General features: G+C 73.5%; 16 protein-coding genes and 1 pseudogene. 2 read left to right on the forward strand and 15 right to left on the reverse strand.

The window, feature by feature from the left end:
• Positions 1–115 precede the first annotated feature (115 nt).
• From AB0F01_RS14730 to AB0F01_RS14800, 15 genes and pseudogenes are all read right to left on the reverse strand, one after another.
• A complete protein-coding gene (locus tag AB0F01_RS14730) occupies positions 116–1,324 on the reverse strand; it encodes a sugar phosphate isomerase/epimerase family protein (protein WP_362094486.1) in 1,209 nt (402 codons plus the stop codon).
• Positions 1,325–1,529: 205 nt separating this feature from the next.
• Positions 1,530–2,903 (reverse strand): annotated as a pseudogene (locus AB0F01_RS14735) (nucleotide pyrophosphatase/phosphodiesterase family protein); the annotation flags it as partial.
• A gap of 8 nt (positions 2,904–2,911) precedes the next feature.
• A complete protein-coding gene (gene eboE / locus AB0F01_RS14740) occupies positions 2,912–4,081 on the reverse strand; it encodes a metabolite traffic protein EboE (RefSeq protein WP_362094489.1) in 1,170 nt (389 codons plus the stop codon).
• Between the two features lie 3 nt (positions 4,082–4,084).
• Positions 4,085–4,975, reverse strand: a complete 891-nt coding sequence (locus AB0F01_RS14745) for a TatD family hydrolase (RefSeq protein ID WP_362094492.1) — start codon at positions 4,973–4,975, stop codon at positions 4,085–4,087.
• Positions 4,975–5,922 carry an EboA domain-containing protein gene (locus AB0F01_RS14750; protein ID WP_362094495.1) on the reverse strand — a complete coding sequence of 316 codons (948 nt, stop codon included), beginning with the start codon at positions 5,920–5,922 and terminating at the stop codon, positions 4,975–4,977. Before AB0F01_RS14750 ends, AB0F01_RS14745 begins: the two co-directional genes overlap by 1 nt.
• Complete coding sequence (locus tag AB0F01_RS14755) at positions 5,919–6,929, reverse strand: sugar phosphate isomerase/epimerase family protein (RefSeq protein ID WP_362094498.1); 1,011 nt, start codon at positions 6,927–6,929, stop codon at positions 5,919–5,921. The genes AB0F01_RS14750 and AB0F01_RS14755 overlap by 4 nt, the downstream gene beginning before the upstream one ends.
• Positions 6,926–8,236, reverse strand: coding sequence for an SCO3242 family prenyltransferase (locus tag AB0F01_RS14760; protein WP_362094500.1), 1,311 nt, complete (start codon positions 8,234–8,236; stop codon positions 6,926–6,928). Before AB0F01_RS14760 ends, AB0F01_RS14755 begins: the two co-directional genes overlap by 4 nt.
• Positions 8,233–9,588: an inositol-3-phosphate synthase gene (locus AB0F01_RS14765; protein WP_362094502.1), complete on the reverse strand. Its 1,356-nt coding sequence runs from the start codon at positions 9,586–9,588 to the stop codon at positions 8,233–8,235. Before AB0F01_RS14765 ends, AB0F01_RS14760 begins: the two co-directional genes overlap by 4 nt.
• 197 nt (positions 9,589–9,785) lie before the next feature.
• Positions 9,786–13,499 carry a ThuA domain-containing protein gene (locus AB0F01_RS14770; RefSeq protein WP_362094505.1) on the reverse strand — a complete coding sequence of 1,238 codons (3,714 nt, stop codon included), beginning with the start codon at positions 13,497–13,499 and terminating at the stop codon, positions 9,786–9,788.
• Positions 13,500–13,768: 269 nt separating this feature from the next.
• Positions 13,769–14,767 (reverse strand): sugar phosphate isomerase/epimerase family protein, encoded by a 999-nt coding sequence (locus AB0F01_RS14775; protein ID WP_362094507.1) that lies wholly within the window; start codon positions 14,765–14,767, stop codon positions 13,769–13,771.
• A 15-nt stretch (positions 14,768–14,782) separates the two neighbouring features.
• Positions 14,783–15,994, reverse strand: coding sequence for a Gfo/Idh/MocA family oxidoreductase (locus AB0F01_RS14780; protein WP_362094510.1), 1,212 nt, complete (start codon positions 15,992–15,994; stop codon positions 14,783–14,785).
• A gap of 80 nt (positions 15,995–16,074) precedes the next feature.
• A complete protein-coding gene (locus tag AB0F01_RS14785; protein ID WP_362094513.1) occupies positions 16,075–17,124 on the reverse strand; it encodes a substrate-binding domain-containing protein in 1,050 nt (349 codons plus the stop codon).
• A 16-nt stretch (positions 17,125–17,140) separates the two neighbouring features.
• Entirely contained in the window at positions 17,141–18,160 is a 1,020-nt protein-coding gene (locus AB0F01_RS14790) for an ABC transporter permease (RefSeq protein WP_362094516.1), read from the reverse strand.
• Entirely contained in the window at positions 18,157–19,674 is a 1,518-nt protein-coding gene (locus AB0F01_RS14795) for a sugar ABC transporter ATP-binding protein (RefSeq protein ID WP_362094518.1), read from the reverse strand. Before AB0F01_RS14795 ends, AB0F01_RS14790 begins: the two co-directional genes overlap by 4 nt.
• Before the next feature lie 215 nt (positions 19,675–19,889).
• Positions 19,890–21,071, reverse strand: a complete 1,182-nt coding sequence (locus tag AB0F01_RS14800) for an ROK family transcriptional regulator (RefSeq protein WP_362094520.1) — start codon at positions 21,069–21,071, stop codon at positions 19,890–19,892.
• Between the two features lie 377 nt (positions 21,072–21,448).
• Between AB0F01_RS14800 and AB0F01_RS14805 the strand changes: the two genes are divergently transcribed.
• Both AB0F01_RS14805 and AB0F01_RS14810 read left to right on the forward strand, forming a co-directional pair.
• On the forward strand, positions 21,449–23,140 hold the full coding sequence (locus tag AB0F01_RS14805; RefSeq protein ID WP_362094523.1) for a protein kinase: 1,692 nt from the start codon (positions 21,449–21,451) through the stop codon (positions 23,138–23,140).
• Positions 23,137–23,910: a hypothetical protein gene (locus AB0F01_RS14810; protein ID WP_362094525.1), complete on the forward strand. Its 774-nt coding sequence runs from the start codon at positions 23,137–23,139 to the stop codon at positions 23,908–23,910. The genes AB0F01_RS14805 and AB0F01_RS14810 overlap by 4 nt, the downstream gene beginning before the upstream one ends.
• The last annotated feature ends 94 nt before the right edge of the window (positions 23,911–24,004 follow it).

Consider the following 24,004-nt stretch of genomic DNA (forward strand, 5'->3'; position numbering starts at 1 on the left):
CCCCGGCCCTGACAATCCGGACGGGCCCGGCCCCAGCCGTACGGGCCGAAAACGGGCCCGGGTCGGCTCGGGTCGGCTCGGGTCGGCTCGGGTCGGATCGTCCTGGTCAGGGGTGTCAGCAGCGCCGCTTGCGGAGGGTTGCCATGTTGTCGTAGCTGATCTTCGCCTCCCGCAGCGACTGCGCGGGGTCGGTGGCGCTCGGGGAGTTGTCGTCCTCGACCATCGGGTTGCGGTAGTTCGGCAGTCCGACCCGGGAGAAGAACGTCGTGTAGTCGATGTCGCCGGTTCCGAACGGCACCATGTCCCAGCCCATGCCGTTGGTGGTGTCGACGACGCCGTCCTTGGCGTGGAAGAGCGGGTAGCGCTTGTTGTGGCGGGCGACGAGGGCGGCCGGGTCGAAGACGTTCCTGCGGGTGGAGCCGTCGGCGGCGGTGTAGGTGTGGAACTTGTACTGCGCCACGTGCGCCCAGAAGATGTCCATCTCCAGCCACACCAGCTTCGGGTCGGTGACCTTCAGGAAGTACTCCAGCTTCCGGATGCCGGAGCTGCGGGTGGGGCGGCCCTGGTCGTCGAGCGGGCCGCGGTCGAGGAGGAAGCCGTAGGCGCTGTCGTGGTTGTGGGTGTAGAGCTTGATGCCCTCCCGGCCGGCGATGGCGCCGAGCGCGTTCCACTTGTCGGCGGCCACGTCCCAGTCGGCCCGGTGCGAGCTGCCGGTGGGGTCGCCGCCGGTGCCCATGTGGTCCATGCCGAGGATGTTGGCGATCTCCAGGTGCTTCTTGAAGGTGTCCTTGTCCGCGGGGGTGAGCGGCCAGGACGGCGGTATGAAGCCGTGGTTGCCCTGGGCGCGCAGTCCGTGGTCGTCGAGCCATCGGCGCAGGAGCCTGGCGCCCTGCACCGTTTCGAGGTTGTCGCCGCCGGGGGCGTTGGCGTGCTGGCGGTAGCCCGCGAACTCGACCTGGCGGTAGCCGTGCCGGGCGAGCTGCTTGAAGACCTCGCGGAAGCCGGAGGGCAGGTCGCTCGCGAGGGGGTCGCGGGCGGTGGCGTCGCGGACGGTGTAGAGGATGATGCCGCGCTTGTGCGGCGGGACGAGCACCTGCCCGCGACCGTGACCGGCGCCGTGCCCGTGGCCGTGGTCTCTGTCCCGGCCGTGGGCGAGGGCGGGGGCCGCACCGAAGACGGGGGCCGCGACCGCGCCCGCGGCCACGGCGGTGCAGGTGGTGAGGAAGCGGCGCCGGCCCACGCCGAGGCTGCGGCGCAGGGCCTCGTCGGGTGCGTCGCCGAGGGTGGCGGGTTCGGTGCGGGAGGGTTCGGGACGGAGCGTCACGAGGGGCCTGCCTTCCGGGTCGCGGCCGGTGCCGGGGCCACCGGGACCGGCCATTGTCAGTGTCGTGTGTTTCACTCTCGGTAGTCGGATGTCGACGGCCGTGCGTGGGTGCGGAGTGGCGTGCTGCGTGCCGTCACGCGGGGTCGTACGGCTGTGCCTCGCGGGGGCGCACGTCGCGTGGGTGTGCGTCCTGCGTCGGCCGGTCGAGTCCGGCCAGGCGGAGCAGGAGTTGTTTGACGTCGGTGGCCGCGACGCGGTCGCCCACGGCATCGGGGGTGGAGCAGATGAGGAGCGGACCGTCGTCGTCGCTCGCCGGGAGACGGCCGTGGCTTCCGCGCAGGGGTGAGGGGTCGAGGGGCACGACGGCCATGCGGTAGCGCAGGCCCAGCTTCTTGCGGGCCAGTGCGGTGGCGGCCTTGACCTTGACGTACGGGTCGAGGGGGTCCATGAAGAGTTCGACCGGGTCGTAGCCGGGTTTGCGGTGGATCTCGACGAGCCGGGCGAAGTCGGGCGCACGGTCGTCGTCGAGCCAGTAGTAGTACGTGAACCAGGCGTCGGGTTGGGCCACGGCGACCAGTTCCCCGGAGCGGGGGTGGTCGAGGTGGTGGGCCTTCTTGCCCTCGTCGTCGAGGAGTTGGTCGATGCCGGGCAGTCCGTCCAGTGCGGCGCGGGTGGCGTCCAGGTCCTCGGGGCGGCGCACGTAGACGTGGGCGATCTGGTGGTCGGCGACGGCGAAGGCGCGTGAGGCCATCGGGTCGAGGTATTCCATGCCGTCCTGCGTGTGCACTTCCAGCAGGCCGGCGCGGCGCAGGGCCCGGTTGATGTCGACGGGGCGGTTCACGCGGGTGATGCCGTACTCGGACAGGGCGACGACGGTGCGTCCCTCGGCGCGGGCGTCGTCGAGGAGGGGGGCCAGCGCGGCGTCGAGGTCGGCGGCGGCCCGCAGGGAGCGGGGGTCGTCGGGGCCGTAGCGCTGGAGGTCGTAGTCGAGGTGAGGGAGGTAGCAGAGGGTCAGGTCGGGGTGGCGGGTGCGCATGATGTGGCGGGTGGCGTCGATGATCCACCGGCTGGAGACGAGGTCGGCGCCGGGGCCCCAGAAGTGGAAGAGGGGGAAGGTGCCGAACTTCTCGGTGAGTTCGTCGTGCAGGGCGGGCGGCCGGGTGTAGCAGTCGGGCTCCTTGCGGCCGTCGGCGTAGTAGACGGGACGGGGGGTGACGGTGATGTCGGTGTCGGCGCCCATCGCGTACCACCAGCAGATGTTGGCGACGGTGTAGCCGGGGTGGGCGCGGCGGGCGGCGTCCCAGAGCTTGTCGCCGGCGACGAGGCCGTTGTGCTGCCGCCACAGCAGGACGTCGCCGAGTTCGCGGAAGTACCAGCCGTTGCCGACGATGCCGTGCTCGGCGGGCAGGGTGCCGGTCAGGAAGGTGGACTGGGCGGCGCAGGTGACGGCGGGCAGGACGGTGCCGAGGGGGGCGCGGGAGCCCGACCGGCCGAGGGACTTCAGGTGGGGCATGTGATCGAGGAGGCGCGGGGTGAGGCCCACGACGTCGAGGACGAGGAGGGGGGTGGGGCGGCTCATGGGTCGGCTCATGGCAGCTCCTTCAGGCCGAGGTCCGTCAGGAGGTCGCGGGCCAGGGCGAGTTCGGCGGCGATGCCGTCGGCGAGCGCGGCGCGGCCCTTGGGGCGCAGGTCGGGCGGGAGGGCCTGCCAGGTGTAGGTCTCGACCTCGAGGTGGTGGGTGAGCGGGTGCGGGCCGCCGACGAGGCGGGCGAGGGCGGAGGTGAGCACGGGCAGCGTGGAGGTGAGGGGGGCGGCGGGGTCCGCGTGCAGCGGGACGTGGAAGTGCGCCCGCCAGGGTGCGGTGTCGGGCAGGGCGGTGTCGGTCAGGGCCTCGTCGAGGTCGTCGGTGCCGCGCAGGCCGGCGGCGGTGGTCGTGCGGGTCTGGTGCAGGAAGCGGGGCTCGGCGAAGGCGGCCAGCGCCTCGCGGACCTCGGGGAGGTGGGGCTGTTCGGCGTGCAGGGCGGCGGACAGCTGGGACTTGACGACGGGCACCCCGGCCCGGGCGAGGTCGTCCAGGGCGGTGTGCGGGTCCTCGAAGGAGGTGGCGAGGTGGCAGGTGTCGACACAGACGCCGATGCGGGGGTGGCCGACCGCGGTCAGCGGGGCGAGGGCGTCGCGGGTGGTCTCGACGACGCAGCCGGGTTCGGGTTCCAGGGCGACCCGGACGGAGCGTCCGGTGAGGTCCTGGAGGGCGTCGAGGCGTTCGGCGAGGGTGCGCAGTGCGGTGTGGGCGGTGGCGTCCCGGCCGTCGTCGTAGGCGGTGCGCCAGGCCAGCGGCAGGGTGGAGATGCTGCCCTCGGTGACGTCGTCGGGGAGCAGTCCGGCGAGGACGCGGGCCAGGGCCGTCGTGTGCTCCAGGCGCTCGGGGTCGGCCCAGTCCGGTTTGTAGACGCGGTACTTGACCTCGTCCGCGCCGAAGCCCTGGTAGGGGAAGCCGTTGAGGGTGACGACCTCCAGGCCGCGTTCCTCCAGGGCGCAGCGCAGGCCGCGCAGGGCGGAGGGGTCGGCGACCAGGGTCCGGGCGGCGTCCCGGGCGAGCCACAGGCCGATCCCGAGGCGGTCCCGGCCGAGGCGGCGGCGCACGGGTTCGCAGTGGTCGCGGAGCTGGGCGAGGACGCCGTCGAGGGTTTCGGCGGGGTGGACGTTGGTGCAGTAGGCGAGGTGGACGGTGGAGCCGTCGGGGTGGCGGAAGCGCATGGCTCACGCCCCCGCGGCGGGGGCGGCGGCCGGTCCGGGCGCGTCCTTGGGGGCGCCGCGCTGGATGGAGTTGCCCTCGTGGGTGTCTTGGGGGGCGGGGACGTCCAGGGTGAGCCGGCCGCTGAGCTCGTAGAAGGCGACGGGGTTGCGCCACAGGACCCGGTCGACGTCGTCGTCGGTGAAGCCCTCGGCGAGCATGAGGTCGGCCACCTTGCGGGTCTTCAGCGGGTCGCTCCTGCCCCAGTCGGCGGCGGAGTTCACCAGGACGCGTTCGGGACCGTGCTCCTTCAGGATGGCGACCATCCGGTCCTCGTCCATCTTGGTGTCCGGGTAGACGGAGAAGCCGAGCCAGCAGCCGCTGTCCTTGGCCTCCTTCACGGTGGTCTCGTTGAGGTGGTCGATCAGGACGCGGTCCATCGGCAGCGCGGACTCACGGACGACGTCGAGGGTGCGGCGCAGTCCGGCCAGCTTGTCGCGGTGCGGGGTGTGCACGAGGGCGGGCAGGCCGTGGTCGGCGGCGAGCTGGAGCTGGGCGGCCAGCGCAGTGTCCTCGGCGGGGGTCATGGAGTCGTAGCCGATCTCGCCGACGGCCACCACGTTGTCCTTGACGAGGTAGCGGGGCAGTTCGTCGAGGACGGGCACGCAGCGCGGGTCGTTGGCCTCCTTGGGGTTGAGCGCGAGGGTGCAGTGGTGGGCGATGCCGTACTGGGCGGCGCGGAAGGGCTCCCAGCCGAGGAGGGCGTCGAAGTAGTCGAGGAAGGAGGCCGGGGACGTGCGGGGCTGGCCCAGCCAGAAGGCGGGTTCGACGACGGCTCGGACCCCCGCGGTGTACATGGCCTGGTAGTCGTCGGTGGTCCGGGACGTCATGTGGATGTGGGGGTCGAAGAGGCGCATCAGGTCTCCTTGACGTGGGGGTCGTCGTCCGGGTGGGGGGTGTCCGCCTGCGGGCGGTGCGGGGCGCGGGGGCGGCCCGGGGCCGGCGTCGGCCTCGGAGCCCGCGTCGGCGTCTGCGTCTGCGTCGGCGTCGGCGTCGGCGGGGCGGGGCCGTCGGTGGAGGCCAGCGCCAGGACTCGATACAGGTCGTCGGGGACGGATCGGCCCGCGGCGGTGCGTTCCTCGGCGAAGTCGCCGAGCATGCGGGCGAGTTCGCCGTCGCCCCGGGCGCGCCGGGCCAGGTCGGTGATCCGATCGACGGGGACGCCGGTGAACAGGCACTTCAGTACGGCGTGCCGCCAGGTGTGGGGGTCGAGGTGCCGGGCGCCGTAGGGGCCGAGGGCGGCGGCGACGAGACGGGTGTCGTTGGTGCGCAGGGCGTCCTCGACGAGCGGGACGGCGTCCGGGCCGGGCACGAGGTGGGCGAGGGCGTGCAGGACGGCGCGGCGTTCGTCGGCGGTGCCCTGGGAGTAGACCCGGGTGAGGGCGTCCGTGTCGGCGCGTGCGGCGTCCAGGATGAGGACGCGGGCGGCGTCGGCGTGGGCGGTCCCGCAGCGGCGGCCGGCCTCGGCGAGCCGCAGCTCCCACACCGAGATGGGGCCATGGGTGCCCGGGTGCTCGGCGGCCTCTTCGAGGGCCCGGTCGAGCCAGGCGTGGGCGGACGGGTCCAGGCGGTCGGCCAGCAGGCGGCGCAGGTCGGCGGGCGGGAGGACGGCCGGGTGACCGGTGCGGCGGCTGGGCTGGTGATCGGCCCGGTGATCGGCCCGTTGGTGGGTCTGTGCTGCTGTCGCGGGGTGGGCGGCGGGGCCGACGGCCTGCGTTTCCGTCGCGGGGTGGGCGGCGGTGGCGGGGTCGGCGCCCGCTGGGTCTGCCTCCGGGGTCGCCGGGACGGCATCGGGGCGGTTCATGGGGTGGTGCTCCCTTCGGGGGTGGCGGAGGGATCGCCGTGTGAGGGGACGGGATCGGAGGAGGAGGTGGTGGCGGTGCGGGCAGGTCCCACCGGTGACGGGGCCGCCGTGCGGAGGAACGGCAGGGAGTGGGCGGCGAAGTGGGGGCCCGCGTGGGAGTGGCGGGGCAGTTCGACGACGGTCAGTCCCTGGTATCCGGTGTCGGCGAGGGCCGCGAGGACGGGTGGGAAGTCGATCTCGCCGTCGCCGAAGGGCAGGTGCTCGTGCACACCGCGCCGCATGTCCTCGATCTGGACGTGCCGGAGCCAGGGGGCCGCCTCGCGCACGCAGTCCGCGGGAGGGAGGGGTTCGAGGCACTGGCAGTGGCCGATGTCCAGGGTGAGCCCCAGAGGCGCTGGATCACCGAGGAGACGGCGCAGGTGGTGGAAGTCGGCGAGGGTGCCCAGGAGGTGGCCGGGTTCGGGTTCCACGGCGAGGGGGACGCCGGCGGCGTCGGCCGCCTCCAGGACGGGGGTGAGGGTCCGGGCGAGGCGCTTCCACCCGGTGTCCTCGTCGGTGCCCTCGGGCAGGACGCCGCTGAAGCAGTGGACGGCGTGCGCGCCCAGGTCGGCGGCGACCCGGACGGCCCGCAGGAGGAGGTCGACGCGCCGGGCCCGGTCGTCGGCGTCCGGGTCGAGGAGGGACGGACCGTGCTTGCGGCGGGGGTCGAGGACGTAGCGGGCGCCGGTCTCGACGGTGACCCCGAGCCCGAGTGCGTCCAGCCGCCGGGCGACCCGGTGGGTGCGGGCGGCCAGGTCCGGGGCGAGGGGGTCGAGGTGCATGTGGTCGAGGGTCAGGCCGACTCCGTCGTAGCCGAGGTCGGCGAGCAGACCGAGGGCGTCGTCGAGACGGAGGTCGGCGAGGCCGTTGGTGCCGTAGCCGAGACGCAGGGGGACGGGCTCCCGCGAGGGCGGCTGTGTGACCTCGCCGCTGCCCCCGTGCCTGTTGCTCGACGCGTCGTGGCTCATGTGATGCTCACCTTCCTCATCGCGGCCCGCCGCGCGAACCACCGGCCGGCCGGGGCCAGGGCCGCCACCAGGAGGGAGGTGACCGGGGCACCGGCGCGGGCGGCGAGGGCGGCCTGGAGCGGGATCGTCGCGCGGATGCCTCCGCCGACGGCTCGTTGGGTGAGCGGGGGTGACGGGTTGAGCGCGGCGTGGAAGTACGGCCGGGCGGCGGTGGCGGCGTAGGCGGCACCCAGGGCGGTGGCCAGGAGGCCGGCGGCCGGAGCAGCGGGCACGGCCGGGCCGGAGCCCGGCAGGCCGGGGGCGGCTGCTGCCCGCCGGCCTGCCGGGAGTCGGGTGCGGCGGTGGGTGACGAGCCGGGTGAGCACCCCGGTCGTCGCGAGCGCCGCGACGGGGGCCAGGACCGCCCCGCCGGTGGTCTCCCGGCGGGACACGGCAGTGACGGCCAGGGTGTGACTGCCGAGCAGCACGGCGGAGGGCAGGGCGGCCCGGGTGGCACGGCCCGCACCACCGCCCGCACGACCGCCCGCACCGCCGTCCGCACCGCCGCCCGCACCGCCGTCCCGGCCGCCGTCGTCCTGGGCGCCTGCGGTGGCCGCGGCGCCGAGGAGCAGGTCGAGTCCGCGGGCGGCGGCCATGGCCGCCGGGCCGGCGGGTGTGTGCTTCAGGGCGAGGTCGTAGGCCCACACGGTCGCGGCGAGCGGCGCGGCGACGGCGAGTGCGGGGCGTCCCGCACCGGCGGCCAGGGTCAGACCCGCCCCGGTGAGCGCACCCGCGGCGGTGAGGGCGGCGGCCGGACGGATGCGGCCGGACGGGATCGGGCGGTGCGGGCGTTCCCGGGCGTCCTCCTCGCGGTCCGCCCAGTCGTTCAGCGCCATGCCCGCCTCGTACAGGCACACGGAGGAGCCGATGGCGAGCAGCGTTCGCACCCCGGGCCGCGCACCGGCCGCCGCCGCTCCGGCCAGCGCGTCACCGGGCACGGTGAACAGGGCGGGCAGGCGCAGCAGTTCGGCCCAGGCACCGAGCCGGCCGGGGCCGACGCCCGGGACAGCGGGACGGGGGACGCCATCGGCGGACGGGACGGGGGCTTGCGCGGAGGCCGGGGCGGGCGTGTCCGCCGTCCCGGCCTTGGCGGACGCTTCGTACCGGTCGTGGGCGTTCGACGCCGACGCACCCCACGCGGACCCGCTCGGGCCACCTGCGGATCCGGACGTGCCGGACCCGGACGGGCACCACGTCGACCCGGACGCGCCCGTGACCGACGTGCTCGGCGGGAACCGGCCCTCCGCGAACGCTCCCCGGCCCGTCATCGCCCCGCCTCCGAGCCGTGCTGGTCCTGCCCGCCGCGCGGATCAGGCCGGGCCTGCGGGCTGCGCCGGTCCCGCCTTCCATCCCCGCCGCTACCGCCGTCCCCACCGTCCGGGCCCTCAGCCCCGGCCGGGCCCTCCGCCCCGCCGCCCGAGCCCTCCGCCCCGGCGTCGTCACGGAGGCGTGCGGCCAGGGTCAGCAGGTCCGCGTACTGCTCCGCCAGGGCGGCCGGGCCGTCGCCGACCGGGTCCTTGAAGTAGAAGCCGAGTTCGCGCAGCGGCCCGGTGAGGCCCTTCTGCCGGGCGCGGAGGGTGAGCCGGGCCAGGTCGAGGACGAGGGGGGCGGCCAGGGCGGAGTCGCACCCCTGCCACACGGTCTGGAGGATCATGCGGGAGCCGAGGAAGCCGTCGAAGGCGACGTGGTCCCAGGCTGTCTTCCAGTCGCCGAGGGCGGGCACGTCGTCGATGTGGACCTCGCCCTCGGGAGTGGTGCCGAGGGTGTCGGTGAGCACGCGCTCCTTGCCGCCGTTCTTGGCGGCAGCCGCCCCGGGATCGGCGAGGGCGGCGCCGTCGCCGCCGCCGAGCAGATTCGTGCCGGACCAGGCGCGCACGGCGAGGGCCCGCTGGCGGAACATCGGGCCGAGGACGGAGCGCAGCAGGGTCTGTCCGGTCTTTCCGTCGCGGCCCGCGTGGGGCAGGCCGGCGGTCTCGGCGGCGTCGGCGAGTGCCGGGTGGTGCAGGCCGGTGGAGGGGGTGAAGTTGACGTAGGGGCAGTCGGCGCGGAGGGCGGCGGCCGCGTAGAGGGAGCTGGGCGGCAGGGCGCCGTCGGCGGGGGCGGGCTCCGTGGAGGCGACGTTGACGACGACGGCGCCGGCGAGGTCGTTGCGGCGGACGAAGGCGCGGATGTCGGCGGCGAAGGCGTCGATCCAGTCGTCCTGGGTGCGGGCCGGCCCGTCGTCCCCGGTGGCGACCGAGACGTCGCCGGGGGCACCCGGCGGTGGCCCGCCCGGCCGGATCTCCCGGTCGGCGGTGAGGAGTTCGGCGTGGACGGCGGCGGGCAGGCCGTGGGGCAGGACGCCGCCGGCGGCGAGGTGTTCGGCACGCTTGGGGAGCGGGCAGTCGACGGTGTCGTGGCCGCCGAAGACGAGGGAGGACAGCGGGGGCAGGCCGCAGTCGGCGAAGTCGGCGGTCTCGGTGACCATGCCGGTCGGCGGGTGGAGGCCGGCGGCGACGGCGGCGCAGCCGGTGACGGCGGTGGTGGCGACGGATCCGCGGGCCCCGATGAGCCAGACGCCGTAGCGGGGGGCCGCGGAGGGGATCGCGGTGGGGGTGGGGAGGAACGGTTCGGCGGACATGGGCAGCCTCCTTGTCGTACGCGAACCGGGTGTGAGCCGCCGGAGGCGGGGACGAGCGGGTGCCGGGCCCCTGAGGGCCCGGCGGGACGGCGGGCGGAGGTCCGGCGTCCTCCGCCCGCCGCCGTTCGGGTCGCCCTTCGGACCTCTCGTCCGGACCGGGCCGGATCAGGGAGCGGGCCTGGTCCGAACGGAAGGCGCTAGGAGGGCAGTTCCTTCAGCTGGATGTTGCGGAAGGAGACCTTGTCGTCGGGGCCGTGGTTCTGCAGACCGATGTAGCCGTCGGTCAGGCTCCGCTCGGGGTCCTTGTTGGTGAAGTCGTTGATCTTGACTCCGTTGAGGAACACCTGGAGGCGTTCTCCCTTGACCTTGATCTCGTAGGAGTTCCACTGGCCGGGCGGACGGAGCACCTGGTCGCGGGCCTTGATGTTCGCCGACTTGAAGGAGTAGACCGCACCGGTCGTCCGGTCCGGGGCGTCCGTGGCGTCGATCTGGATCTCGTAGCCCTTGTTCACGGCGGACCAGGGGTCGTCGGAGGCGGGGAAGCCCACGAAGATCCCGGAGTTGTCGTCGCCCCGCATCTTCCAGTCCAGCTTCAGGGAGTACGACGACAGTTCCTTGGCCTGGTACCAGAGCAGGCCCATGCCGCCGTTGGACTCCAGGGTGCCGTCCTTGACGTCGAAGCTGCCGGGGCCGGCCTGCTTCCAGCCGTCCAGGGTGTGGCCGTTGAAGATCGTCCGGTAGCCCTTGGCCGGCTTGCAGTCGGCCTTGACCTGGCCGGTGGCGTACTGGAGTCCGCCGAGCAGGTGGGCGCGGAAGGCTTCCTCGGCGTAGGACTCCTTGGTGTGGCCGCCGCCGGTGTAGAAGGACCGGCCGCCGCCGTAGTTCTGGCACCAGGCGATCGGGTGGTCGCCCTTCATGGTGCCGCCCTGGTAGGTGGTCTCGTCCAGGGTGGCGAGGATCCTGGCCTGCTCCCGCGGGTTGGTGCGGTAGTTGTACCACTCGTCGGTGCGCTCCCAGGCGTCGTCCAGGTGCGCGGTGGACGGGTGGTCGTGGTCCTCGACGCGCACGGTGGCCTTCTGGATGGCCGGGTGCGAGTCGAAGTAGGCGCCGACGAGGCCGCCGTAGAACTCCCAGTCGTACTCGGTGTCGGCGGCGGCGTGGATGCCCATGTAGCCGCCGCCGTTCTTGACGTAGTTCTCGAACGCCTTCTGCTGGTCGGCGTCGAGGACGTCACCGGTGGTGGACAGGAAGGCCACCGCGTCGTACTTGGCGAGGTTGGTGGTGGTGAACTGGCCGGCCTCCTCGGTCGCGTCGACGGTGATGCCGGCCGGGCCGCCGAGTTCCTTCAGGGCGGCGATGCCCTCGGGGATGGAGTCGTGCCGGAATCCGGCGGTCTTGGAGAAGACCAGGACCTTCTTGCCGGCCTTGAAGCGCTCCTTGGAGAACTCGAAGTCGTCGACGTCGAAGAGCGCGCCGTCGCCGCCCCGGAAGACCAGGAAGATCTCGGAGGTCTTCTTCGGCAGGGCCCGCAGCGGCACGTCGACGTTCTGGAACGTCTCCCAGCCACCGGTCGGCGGGATGTACGCGGAGCCGTGCAGCTTGCCGTCGGGTGAGCCGGTGCGCAGTTCGAGGTAGCCGCCGGAGCCGCCGGAGGAGGCGCGGACGGTCATCTTCTTCTGGCCGTCGAAGCGGTAGGGCGTGAAGGAAATCCAGTCGCCGTCGTGGATGTTGCCGACGGTCTTGCCGCCGTGGGCGCCGGTCTTGTCGATCACGGTGACGCCCTCCTGGGCGCCGAAGTGCTCGGCCTGGCGGTGCGGGGGCTGCAGGACGGTGCGGGCGGTGCCGGTGAGGGCTTCCTGTCCGTTGGCTCCGCCGTCGGTGTACGCGGCGCCGACGACGCCGTAGATGTTGGCGTTGGGGTCGTGGCCGCCGTCACCGGGGGGCGGGTTGAGGGTGCCCTCGCAGCCGGTCTCGCTGGTCAGCTCGTGGGCGTGGGAGTCGTGGCCGAGGCTGTAGACGACCTTGACCTGGGAGCAGTCGACCTTCTCCTCGGGGTCGGTGACGGTCACCTTGAACGGGACGGGTTCGCCGAAGGCGGCCAGGCTGCCGTTGCCGGGTACGTCGATCTTCACCGTGGGTTCGGTGTTGCCGACGACGATGCGGACGCTGGCGTTGCCGGTGTTGCCCTCGGGGTCCTTGGCGGTGAACGTCGCGGAGTAGGTGCCGACCTTCTTGTACGCGTGGGTGGGGGTGAGGCCCTCGCCCTTGGTGCCGTCGCCGAAGTCCCAGCTGTAGGTGAGGTCGGTGGAGTCGGCGTCCTTGGCGGTGGCGGTGAACCTGACCTTCAGGCCGGCGGCGCCGGAGGTCTTGTCGGCCTTGACCTCGGCGATCGGGGAGAAGCCGTCCTCGGCGTTCTCGATCCGGTACAGGGCGGAGTGCTCGTCGCCCTGGAACCAGGAGAGGCCGTAGTCCAGGACGTAGAGCGCGCCGTCCGGACCGAAGTCCATGTCCATGATCTGCGTGCCGGTCCACGGGAAGTCGTTGATCTTCGCGACGGAGCCGTCGTCGGTCTGCTCGATCCGCTTGATCCAGCGGCGGCCGTACTCGCCGGCGAAGAAGTCACCGTCGTACGCCTCGGGGAACTTCACCGTGGAGTCGAGGTCGGGGTCGTAGCGGTACACCGGACCGGCCATCGGGGACTCGGAGCCGCTGCCGAACTCGGGCAGGGATCCGCCGTCGTAGGGGATCCAGGCGGCCTGGGCGGGCGGCAGGTCGGTGAGGCCGGTGTTGTGCCGCGAGGTGTTCTTCGGGGCGTCGCAGTCGAACTTCGCGCCGGAGGTGCCGGTGGCGAAGTCGTAGTCGTTGTAGGCGTCGTTGTCGCCGGTGCAGAACGGCCAGCCGAAGTTGGCGGCCTCGGTGACCTTGGCGAACTCGACCTGCCCGGCGGGTCCGCGGTCCGGGTCGGCGGCGCCCGCGTCGGGCCCGTAGTCGCCGACGTAGACGACGCCGGTCTTGTCGTCGACGCTCATCCGGAACGGGTTACGGAAGCCCATCGCGTAGATCTCGGGGCGGGTCTTGTCGGTGCCCGGGGCGAAGAGGTTGCCCTCGGGGACGGTGTAGGAGCCGTCCTCGGCGACCTTGATGCGCAGGATCTTGCCGCGCAGGTCGTTGGTGTTGCCGGAGGTGCGGCGGGCGTCGAAGGCCGGGTTGCGGTCGGCGCGTTCGTCGATCGGCGTGTAGCCGTCGGAGGCGAAGGGGTTGGTGTCGTCGCCGGTGGACAGGTAGAGGTTGCCCTCGGCGTCGAAGTCGATGTCGCCGCCGACGTGGCAGCAGATGCCGCGGGTGGCCGCGACGTCCAGGACCTTCTTCTCGCTGGACAGGTCCAGGGTGCCGTTGGCGTTGAGGACGAAGCGGGAGAGGCGGTTGACGCCGTCGAACGCCGCGAAGTCCTCGGCGGTGCCCGTCTCGGGGGCGTCGCCGGCGGGGGTGTCGAGCGGCGGGGCGTAGTACAGGTAGATGGCCCGGTTGTTCTCGAAGTCCGGGTCGATGCCGACGCCCTGGAGTCCCTCCTCGTCGTGGCTGTAGACGGGGATGCGGCCGGCGACCTTGGTGACGCCGCCCTCGTCGGTGAGGCGGAGGGTTCCGTCGCGGGAGGTGTGCAGGACGCTGCGGTCGGGGAGGACGGCGAGCGACATCGGCTCGCCCATCTCGGGTTCGCCCTTGGCGAGCGGGACCTGCTGGAACTGTCCCTCGGCGGCGGCCGGTCCGTCGTGTTCGGGGTGCCCCGGGTGGGCTCCCGCGACGGTCGCCGGGGCGCCGACGGCCAGCAGCAGGCCGGTGAGCAGGGCGACGCCGGTGCGGAATCGGGTACGCCTCGTGGTGCGGGTGGTTTTGAGTCGGCTTCTGTGCACGAAGTCCCTCCGGGAACGGGGTGGGGCCGTACGGAACGGGTGCTCGGACGTGCGAGAGGGGTGGGCGCCGGGGTGCGCCGTCACCCCGGAGGCGTGTGTGTCGCGGACACTTCAGGGACGGTAACCGCGTTCGTCCGGGTCCAACAGCCCTTGAACCGCCAGTGGTTGAACTTTTTCCCCGGACAGGACAAAGCGGGGTCCGGGCAGGCCGGACCGGGGACCGGCAGGGTCACCGGCCCCCGTTCCCGACCTGCGGCGACGGGCGTCCGTCAGCTGCTGAACGCGGCGTCGAAGGAGGCGCTGGGCGGCTCGAAGTCGTAGGCCTTCAGGCGGGTCAGGGCCTCCGGGGCGCCCTGGAGGCGGTCCATGCCGGCGTCCTCCCACTCGACCGACACGGGCCCCCCGTACCCGATGGAGCGCAGCATGCGGAAGACGTCCTCCCAGGGAACGTCGCCGTGGCCGGCGGAGACGAAGTCCCAGCCGCGGCGGGGGTCGCCCCAGGGCAGGTGGGAGCCGAGGCGGCCGTTGCGGCCGTCCAGGCGCTTGCGGGCCTCCTTGCAGTCGACGTGGTAGATGCGGTCGCGGAAGTCCCACAGGAAGCCGACCGGGTCGAGGTCCTGCCACACGAAGTGGGACGGGTCGAAGTTGAGGCCGAAGGCCGGCCGGTGGCCTACGGCTTCGAGGGTGCGGACGGTGGTCCAGTAGTCGTAGGCGATCTCCCCGGGGTGGACCTCGTGGGCGAAGCGCACGCCCTCGGCGTCGAAGACGTCGAGGATGGGGTTCCAGCGGGTGGCGAAGTCCTCGTAGCCGCGGTCGATCATCGCCTCGGAGGCGGGCGGGAACATGGCGACGAGGTGCCAGATCGCGGAGCCGGTGAAGCCGATGACGGTGTCGACGCCGAAGCGGGCCGCGGCCCGTGCGGTGTCCTCGATCTCGGCGGCGGCCCGCTGCCGGACGCCCTCCGGCTCACCGTCGCCCCAGATCCTGGCGGGCAGGATGGCCTGGTGGCGTTCGTCGATGATGGCGTCGCACACCGCCTGGCCGACCAGGTGGTTGGAGATCGCCCAGCACCTGAGGCCGTACTTGTCGAGGAGCTGGTGCCGGGAGTCGACGTAGGAGGGGTCGGCGAGGGCCTTGTCGACCTCGAAGTGGTCGCCCCAGCAGGCGAGTTCGAGACCGTCGTAGCCGAAGTCGCGGGCGAGTCGGCAGACCTCCTCCAGGGGCAGGTCGGCCCACTGGCCGGTGAACAGCGTGAAGTTGCGCGGCATCCGTATCCGTCCTCCTCAGGCGGCGATCGGCGTGTAGACGGAGTTCTTCTCTGCGCTCTCCTCCACGGCGGCCAGGACGCGCTGCACCTGGAGCCCGTCGGCGAAGGAGGGGTCGGGGGTGCGGCCCTCGGCGACCGCGTGGACCAGGTCGCGGGCCTGGTGCACGAAGGTGTGCTCGTAGCCGAGGCCGTGGCCCGGCGGCCACCAGGCGTCCAGGTAGGGGTGGTCCGGTTCGGTGACGAGGATGCGGCGGAACCCGGCGTGCGTGCCGGGCTCGGTGCCGTCGTGGTACGACAGCTCGTTGAGCCGTTCCAGGTCGAAGGCCAGCGAGCCGCGCTCGCCGTTGAGTTCGATGCGCAGGGCGTTCTTGCGTCCGGTGGCGTACCGGGTGGCCTCGAAGGAGGCCAGGGCGCCGGAGGCGAAGCGGCCGGTGAACAGGGCGGCGTCGTCGACGGTGACCTCGCCGGTGCCGGCGGCGGACACGGCGGCCAGGCCGCTGGTCGCGGCGGTGGGCAGCGGCCGGTGCCGTACGAAGGTTTCCGTCAGGGCGGACACCCCGGCCAGGTGCTCGCCGGCCAGGTACTGGGCGAGGTCGACGATGTGCGCCCCGAGGTCGCCGAGCGAACCGGAACCGGCCTGTTCCCGGCGCAGCCGCCAGGTCAGCGGGAACTGCGGGTCCACAAGCCAGTCCTGGAGGTAGGACACGCGGACGTGCCGCAGGGTGCCGATGCGGCCCTCGGCGACCATCCGCCGGGCGAGCGCGGTCGCGGGTACCCGGCGGTAGTTGAAGCCGACCATGGCGGTGCGGCCCCGCGCGGCCGCCTCGTCGGCCGCGCGGACCATCGCCTCGGCCTCGGCGACGGTGTTGGCGAGGGGTTTCTCGCACAGCACGTGCTTGCCGGCGGCGAGCGCGGCCAGCGCGATCTCGGCGTGGCTGTCGCCCGGGGTGCAGATGTCGACGAGGTCGACGTCGTCCCGTTCGACGAGGGCGCGCCAGTCGGTCTCGGTCGCCGCCCAGCCGTGCCGGTCGGCGGCCGCGCGCACGGCGGACGCGTCCCGGCCGCAGATCACGGCCAGTTCGGGGTGCAGCGGCAGGTCGAAGACGCGCCCTGCGGTGCGCCAGCCCTGGGAGTGGGCGGCGCCCATGAAGGCGTAACCGACCATGCCGACGCGCAGGCGTGGCTTCCCCGTTCCTGCTGCCCCTTCTGACGCTTGCGGCTGTGCCATACGGATGTCCTCCTCGTCGTCCGTGCGGGCGGGGGCGGGCCCCGCCCGGTGGGCTGGTCAGGCCCGTGGGCCGGGGCTCCTCACTTGAAGCCGGTGGACATGTACTGGTCCACGTTCTCCTTGTCGACGACGGCCGAGTAGCAGGTCAGCGACGCGGGGATCTCGAACTCGGCGAGCCCGCCGACCCCCTTGCCCTGGCCGAGCGCGCGGGCCAGGTCGATCGCGGAGGCCGCCATCGTCGGCGGGTACAGCACGGTGGCCTTGAGGACACCGTTGTCCGCCTTGATGGCCTCGAAGGCGGACAGCGCGCCCGCGCCGCCGACCATCAGGAACTCGTCGCGCCCGGCCTGTTCGATGGCGCGCAGCGCGCCCACGCCCTGGTCGTCGTCGTGGTTCCACAGGGCGTCGATCTTGGACTGGGCCTGGAGCAGCTGCGCCATCTTGGCCTGGCCGGTCTCGACGGTGAACTCGGCCGCCTGGCGGGCCACCTTCTTGATGTTGGGGTAGTTCTTCAGGGCGTCGTCGAAGCCCTGGGTGCGCTGCTTGGTGAGCTCCAGGTTGTCCAGGCCCGCGAGTTCGACGACCCGGGCGTCCGGCGTGTCCTTGAGCTTCTCGCCGATGTAGTGGCCGGCGTTGAGGCCCATGCCGTAGTTGTCGCCGCCGATCCAGCAGCGGTAGGCCTGCGGGGTGTTGAAGATCCGGTCGAGGTTGACGACGGGGATGCCGGCCCGCATCGCCTTCAGCCCGACCTGGGTGAGGGCCTTGCCGTCGGCGGGCAGCACGACCAGGACGTCGACCTTCTTGTTGATGAGGGTCTCGATCTGGCCGATCTGCTGCGCGGTGTCGTTGGAGCCCTCGGTGATCTCCAGGGTGACGTCGCTGTACTTCTCGGCGCGCTTCTTGGCGTTGTCGTTGATGGCGTTGAGCCAGCCGTGGTCGGCCTGAGGTCCGGCGAAGCCGATGGTGACCGGCTTGCCCGGCTTGTCGTCGGCGGCCGGCTGCGTGCCCGCGTCGGACTCCTTCTCGCTCGGCTCGTTGCTGGTGCAGCCGGTGACCAGGGCACCGGCGGACACGGCGGCGGCTCCGAAGAGCAGCCCTCTGCGGCTCGTGAACGGCATGGGCTGGGGCATGGCGGTGAACCCTTTCCTAGGTCGTGCTCGCGGTACGGCGCTGGACCAGCACGGCGGCGACGATGATCGCGCCCTTGGCGATCTGCTGGACGTCGCTCTGCAGGTTGTTCAGGGCGAAGATGTTGGTGATCGTGGTGAAGATCAGGACGCCCAGCACGGAGCCGACGATGGTGCCGCGGCCTCCGGTGAGCAGGGTGCCGCCGATGATCGCGGCGGCGATGGCGTCGAGCTCGTAGAGGTTGCCGTTGGTGTTCTGGCCGGAGCCGGCCAGGACGATGAGGAGGAAGGCGGCGATGCCGCAGCACAGCCCGGACAGCAGGTAGAGGTAGAGCTGCTGGCGGCGGACGTCGATGCCGGCGAGGCGGGCGGCCTCCGCGTTGCCGCCGACGGCGACGGTGCGGCGGCCGAAGGTGGTCCGGTTGAGCAGCAGCCAGCCGATGACGGTGACCGCCGCGAACACCAGGACCAGGGGCGGCACGCCGAGCACGTAGGCGTCGCGTTCGCCGAGGCCGAGGACGCTGTCGACGGTGACGATCTGGGTGCGGCCGTCGGTGATCTGCAGGGCGAGTCCGCGCGCGGAGGCGAGCATGGCGAGGGTGGCGATGAACGGCACCATCCCGCCGTAGGCGATCAGCACCCCGTTGACCAGCCCGCAGCCGAGGCCGACCAGGACGGCGGTGAAGAGGATGCCGGCGAAGCCGAACTCCTGGGTGGCGACGGTGGTGGCCCAGACGGAGGACAGCGCGACGATCGCGCCGACCGACAGGTCGATGCCGCCGGAGGTGATGACGAAGGTCATGCCGACGGTGACGACACCGATGACGGACGCCTGGGTGAGGACGAGTTGCAGGTTGCGGGTGTCGAGGAACTCGTCCGGTTTGGTGAAGCCTCCGATGAGGACGAGGACGGCGAGCACCCCGAGCAGGGAGAGCGTGCGCACGTCGGGACGGAACAGGACGGCGCGCCAGGCCGGGGGGCCGGCGGACGGCGGCGTCTTGCCGATGGTGTCCCGCGGCGGGGAGACGGGCTGCGTCATGTGGCCGGGCTTCCTTCCATGACGAGGTCGAGTACACGGTGTTCGTCGAGTTCACGGGCGGGTGCGGAGTGGACGACCCGGCCCTCGCGCAGGACCAGGACACGGTCGGCGAGGCCGAGGACCTCGGGCACCTCGCTGGAGACCAGCAGCACGGCCAGGCCCTCGTCGGCCAGTCGGCGGACCACCGCGTACAGCTCGGCGCGGGCGCCGACGTCGACGCCGCGGGTGGGTTCGTCCAGCAGCAGCACCCGGCAGCCGCGCAGCAGCCAGCGCGCGAGCACGGCCTTCTGCTGGTTGCCGCCGGACAGGGTGCGCACCGGCGCGTGCGGGTTGTCGGGCCGCAGGGACAGCTCGCGGATCGCCGCGTGGGCCGCCCCCAGTTCGGCCCCGCGGTCGATCCAGCCGGCCCGCGAGAAGCGGGACAGGGTGGAGACCGACACGTTGCGGGTGACGGACTCCAGCATCAGCAGCGCCTGGGCCTTGCGTTCCTCGGGAGCCAGGCCGATCCCGGCCCGCACGGCCGCCCGGACGCTGCCGGGCCTGAGGGGCCGCCCGTCGACGAGGACCCGCCCGGTGTCCGGTCGGCGGGCACCGTAGACCGTCTCCAGGATCTCGGAGCGTCCGGAGCCGACGAGCCCGGCGAGCCCGACGATCTCCCCCGGCCGCACCTGGAGGTCCAGGGCCTCGAACTCCCCCTCGCGGGACAGCCCTTCGACCGTCAGGACCGGTTCGCCGAGGGGCTGCCCGGTGGGCCGTTCGGGGAAGACGTACTCGACGGTGCGGCCCGTCATCAGGGAGACGACCTCGCTGGTCGGTGTCGACTCGGCGGGCAGCCCGCCGGCGACGGCGCGGCCGTCCTTCAGCACGGTGACCCGGTCGCCGATGCGGCGGATCTCCTCCAGGCGGTGGGAGATGTAGACGACGGCGACGCCCTCGGCGGTGAGTCCGGCGACGATCCGGAAGAGGTTGTCGACCTCGTCGGGGTCGAGGGCGGCGGACGGTTCGTCCATGACGATGAGCCGCACGTCGTGGGAGAGCGCCCGCGCCATGGAGACGATCTGCTGCTGCGCGGCGGAGAGTTCGCCCACCAGACGGGCGGGGTCGATCTCCGGGTGCCCCAGGCGCTCGAGCAGGTTCGCGGTCGCGGTGCGGGCGGCCCGGCCGCGGACGACGAAGCCGGCGGTGGTGGGTTCGTGCCCGAGGTGGACGTTCTCCGCGACCGACATGTGTTCCACCAGGTCGAGTTCCTGGTAGATGGTGGCGATGCCCAGCTTCATGGCCGCGATCGGCGAGCGGAGCGTGACCGGCTCGCCCTGCCAGTGGATGGTGCCGGTGTCGGGCTGGTGGGCGCCGGCCAGCACCTTGATCAGGGTGGACTTGCCGGCCCCGTTCTGGCCGAGCAGACAGTGCACCTCGCCCGCCTGGACGTCGAGGTCGACGCCGTCCAGGGCACGGACTCCCGGGAACGACTTGGTGATGCCGGACATGCGGAGCAGCGGTGCTTGGGATGCCATGCGGATTCCCCTCGGCGGGCGTGCGGGCCGGTGTCAGGGCGCGGTCGGGCCAACGTTGTCAGGGCAGGGCTGTGGTACCGGTGGCGTGCGGTGGTGGAACGGTGCGGCGGTGCGTCGTCGGGCGGTGGTGCCGTGCGCGGTGCGGCAGTTCGGTGGTGCCGGTGGTGCCTCGAGCGGTCGTGCGTTCTGCCGTGGTGCGGGGTGTGCCGTGGTGCCTACGCGGGTGAGAACAGGTGGTCGCTGATGAGCCGGGCCGCGCCGATGACGCCGGCGGTGGGGCCCAACTCGCCCAGGACGATGGGGAGGTTGCCGGTCGCCAGGGGCAGCGACTGGCGGTAGACCTGGGTGCGGATCGCGGCGAGCAGGGTGTGGCCGAGGCCGGTCACCCCGCCGCCGATCACCACCAGGCCGGGGTTGAAGAAGCTGACGAGCCCGGCGATGACCTGGCCGGTGCGGTTGCCGCCCTCACGGATCAGGTCGAGGGCGGTGGCGTCCCCGGCGGCGGCAGCGGCGGCCACGTCGGCGGCGCTGAGCGTGCCGTTCGTCTCCAGGCGGGCCGCGAGTTCCGGGGAACGCTCCTGCTGGGCGGCTTCGGTGGCGTCGCGGGCGAGGGCCGCGCCGGAGAAGTGGGCCTCCAGGCAGCCTCGGTTGCCGCAGGCGCAGGGCCGGCCGTCGGGCACGGCCTGGATGTGCCCGATGTCGCCCGCGCTGCCCGTCGTCCCGCGGTGGACCTCGCCGCCGACGACGATGCCGCAGCCGATGCCGGTGCCGATCTTGACGCACAGGAAGTCGGGGACGGTGCGGGCCACGCCCGCGTGCTGCTCCCCCATCGCCATCAGGTTCACGTCGTTGTCGACCATGACGGGACAGCCGAGTTCCTGGCTCAGCGCCTCCCGCACCGGGAATCCGTCCCACCCCGGCATGATCGGCGGGGCCACCGGGACGCCCTCGGGGAAGCGGACCGGCCCGGGGACGCCGATGCCGGCGCCGTCGAACCCCTCCGCGAGCCCGGAGGCGCGCAACTTGGCGGCCATCGCGAGGACTTGCTCGAAGACGGCGACCGGTCCCTCGCGCACGTCCAGCGGCTGGGTGATGTGTCCGAGGATCTCCAGTTCGGCGTTGGTGACGGCGACGTCGACCGAGGTCGCGCCGATGTCGACACCGAGCATGCGCAGACGGGGGTTGAGCCGGATGTTGTGGGAGCGCCGTCCGCCGCGGGAGGCGGCGAGGCCGTCGGCCACGACCAGCTCGGTGTCCAGCAGCCGGTCCACCTCGACGGCCAGCTTCGACCGCGAGAGGTCCACCTGATCGCCCAGCTGGGCGCGGGAGTTGGGACCACCGTCGCGCAACAGCCGTAGCAGCCGGGCCTGGTGGGCGTTCGCGGGTCGGGCGGTCATGCGTCTCACGAGCCCCTCCCCGCCTCGATCGGCTGTGCGCACCGGATTCCGGCCACGTGTGCGGCCTGCTTTCGGAAGGGAACGTAGCAGCGGCTGCCGGTGCTGGGAAGAAGTCGTGCAGCAATTGCCCCCTACTTTTTCCACTCACAGGACAAAGCAAGGGAGCGCTCTCCTCGGAAAGACCGCCTTCCGGACAGCCGGGCGGCCCTGCGCCCGCCCGTGGCCACCGCGGCGGACGAGGAGGTTCCGGGAGGTCCGCTCCTCCCGGACGACGGCCCCCGCAACCGCGGTGGCCGGAAACGTGTCTGTGTTCGCGAGGGCCGGATGCCCCGGGGTGCGCCATGCTCCGGGGGACGGACTGCGGTCCGGGGGGATCGATGAACGCATGGACGGTACCGGGGTACGCCGAGTCGCTGGAACTCGGCGCGGGGGCGAGCGGCCGGGTGGTGCTGGCCGTGCACGAGGGCACCGGGGTACCGGTGGCGGTGAAGTACCTCAGCGCGTCGCTGCGCACCCGCCCCGGCTTCGTCCACGGCTTCCGCGCGGAGGCCCGGCTGCTGGGCGGGCTCGACAGCCCGTACGTGGCCGGCCTCTACGAGTACGTGGAGAGCCCGGACGGCGCGGCCATCGTGATGGAACTGGTGGACGGAGTGGCCCTGCGTGCCCTGCTGGCGCGCGGGGGCCCGCTGGAGCCGGAGACAGCGCTGACGGTCCTCAAGGGCTCGCTGCTGGGCCTGGCCGACGCCCACCGGCTGGGGGTGGTCCACCGGGACTACAAGCCGGAGAACGTCCTGGTCGGCCCGGACGGAACCTCCAAGCTGGTCGACTTCGGCATCGCGGCGGACGCGGGGACGCGCGCCGGGGTCGCCGGGACCCCCGCCTACATGGCGCCCGAGCAGTGGCGGGGCGAGCCCGCCTCCCCCGCCACCGACGTCTACGCGGCGACGGCCACCTTCTTCGAGTGCCTGACCGGCCGCAGGCCCTACCCGGGCGAGAACCTGGCGGAACTCGCCCTGCGCCACGTCGACGCACCGGTCCCGGACGCCGAGGTGCCCGCGGCCGTCCGATCGCTGGTGCGGCGCGGGCTGGCCAAGAACCCGGGGCAACGGCCGGGCGACGCACGGGCGTTCGTGGCGGAGCTGGAGGCGGTGGCGGGCGCCGCGTACGGGCCCGGCTGGGAGGAGCGCGGCCGGGGACGGCTGGCCTCCCTGGCCGCGCTGCTGCCCCTGCTGCTGCCCTCGGCCCGCTCGGAGGCGTTCTCCACCACGGACACCGCGCGCACCGTGCTGCGGCAGCCGCCGGGCGGTGGGTGGGCGCGGGCCTGGCGGCCGAGCGGTCCGGGACTGCTGGCCGCGGCGGCGGCCGTCGTCCTGGCCGTCCTGCTGGCGCAGGCCCAGCCGTCGGGCGGCGACACGGAGCGACGGGCGGCCGAGGTCTTCGCCACCACCACCGCCCGTCCGGGCGTCACCGCGGCCCCCACCCCGCCGGGCGCGACGGGCGGGCCGGACGAAGCGGAGGGTCCGCCGGCGTCCGCCACCGCGGCCGGGGCGTCCGCCGAGCCGTCCGGCACGGCGACGGCGGTACCCGGCGGCCCGGACCCGGCGGGCACCGGGCCCGACACGGGGGCGGACCCGGGCACCGGCCCCGGCGCCGCCCCCGGCACCGGCGCACCGGGCGGCCCCGCCACCGGGCCGGGTACCCCCGCGTCCCCTCCCCCGCCGCCGGACACCGCACCGGCCGCACCGGCGGTGAAGGACATCACCGTCTCGGAGTTCCGGCAGACCGGTGCCACCACCGCCACGACCACCGTCACGGTCGTGACGGACGGGACCGGCCCGGTGTCGGTCTCCCTCAGCTGGTTCACGGGTGACGTCTCCGGACAGCCGGCCGCCCAGGACGGGGCCGCGCAGGTGGTCCGGCGCAGCGGCGCCACCAGGTACACCGTGACCGTGGAGCACGCCTTCACCACCCTCGGCTGCTACTGGACGGTGCGCGCGGCCACCTCGCCGGCGTCGGCGGACGGGGGCGCGTCGCAGCAGCTCCTCACCGGGCGGTGCGACCTGCGATGACCTCGGCGAACGACCCCACGCCCCGGCCCGCGCCCGGGAACCCGCCCGGCGAGGACGACGACTACAGCGCCACCGTGCTGGCCGGCCACTGGATCCAGCGGCCCGGACCGGAGACGGCGACGCTCCCCGAGGGCGCCGGCGACCATGTCCCCGGCCGGGACGGGACGCCCCCGGAGGCGGCGACGCTGCGGGCGGCGGGCCCCCACCGCGAGGCTCCACCGGCGGACGGTGCACCGGAACCGTCGCCCCCCGTGCCGCCGGACCGGGTGGAGGGGACGGTGCTGCGCTTCGGCCCGGGTGTCGCGGGCGCACGGGCGCACCGCTCGTACGGGGCGCCCGTCGTCCCGGCGGCTCCCGCACCGTCCGCGCCGCCCATGCGGCGGGGGGTGCGGCGGCACACGCTGCCGGCGGTCGTCCTGCTGTGCGTGCTGGCCTTCCTGGCCTGGCAGCGTCTGGGCCCGGACCTCGCGGTGCGGGGCGTGGCGGTGACGGCGCGACCGGCCACGGTGCGCTGCGAGGGCACCGCGGACCTCGTCGCCACCGTCACGACGAACGGCCGGCCCGGAGTGCTGACCTACCGCTGGACCCGCAGCGACGGCACCTCCTCGGGCGTGCTCCGCGAGGAGCTGCCCCGGGGCCGGACACGGGCGCGGCTGCACCTGCTGTGGACCTTCGAGGGCCGGGGCCGTCACGAGGGCCACGCCGAGCTGCGCCTGCTGACGCCGGTCGAGCGCACGGCACGGGTGGACGTCACCTACGACTGCCGTTGACTCCCCGCGCACGGCACGGCCCGGGCCGGCCACGACCGCCGTCGACCCCCCACGCACGGCACGGCCCGGGTCGGCCACGACTGCCGCTGGTCCC

The sequence above is a fragment of the Streptomyces sp. NPDC029526 genome, assembly GCF_040637405.1.
Lineage (GTDB): Bacteria > Actinomycetota > Actinomycetes > Streptomycetales > Streptomycetaceae > Streptomyces.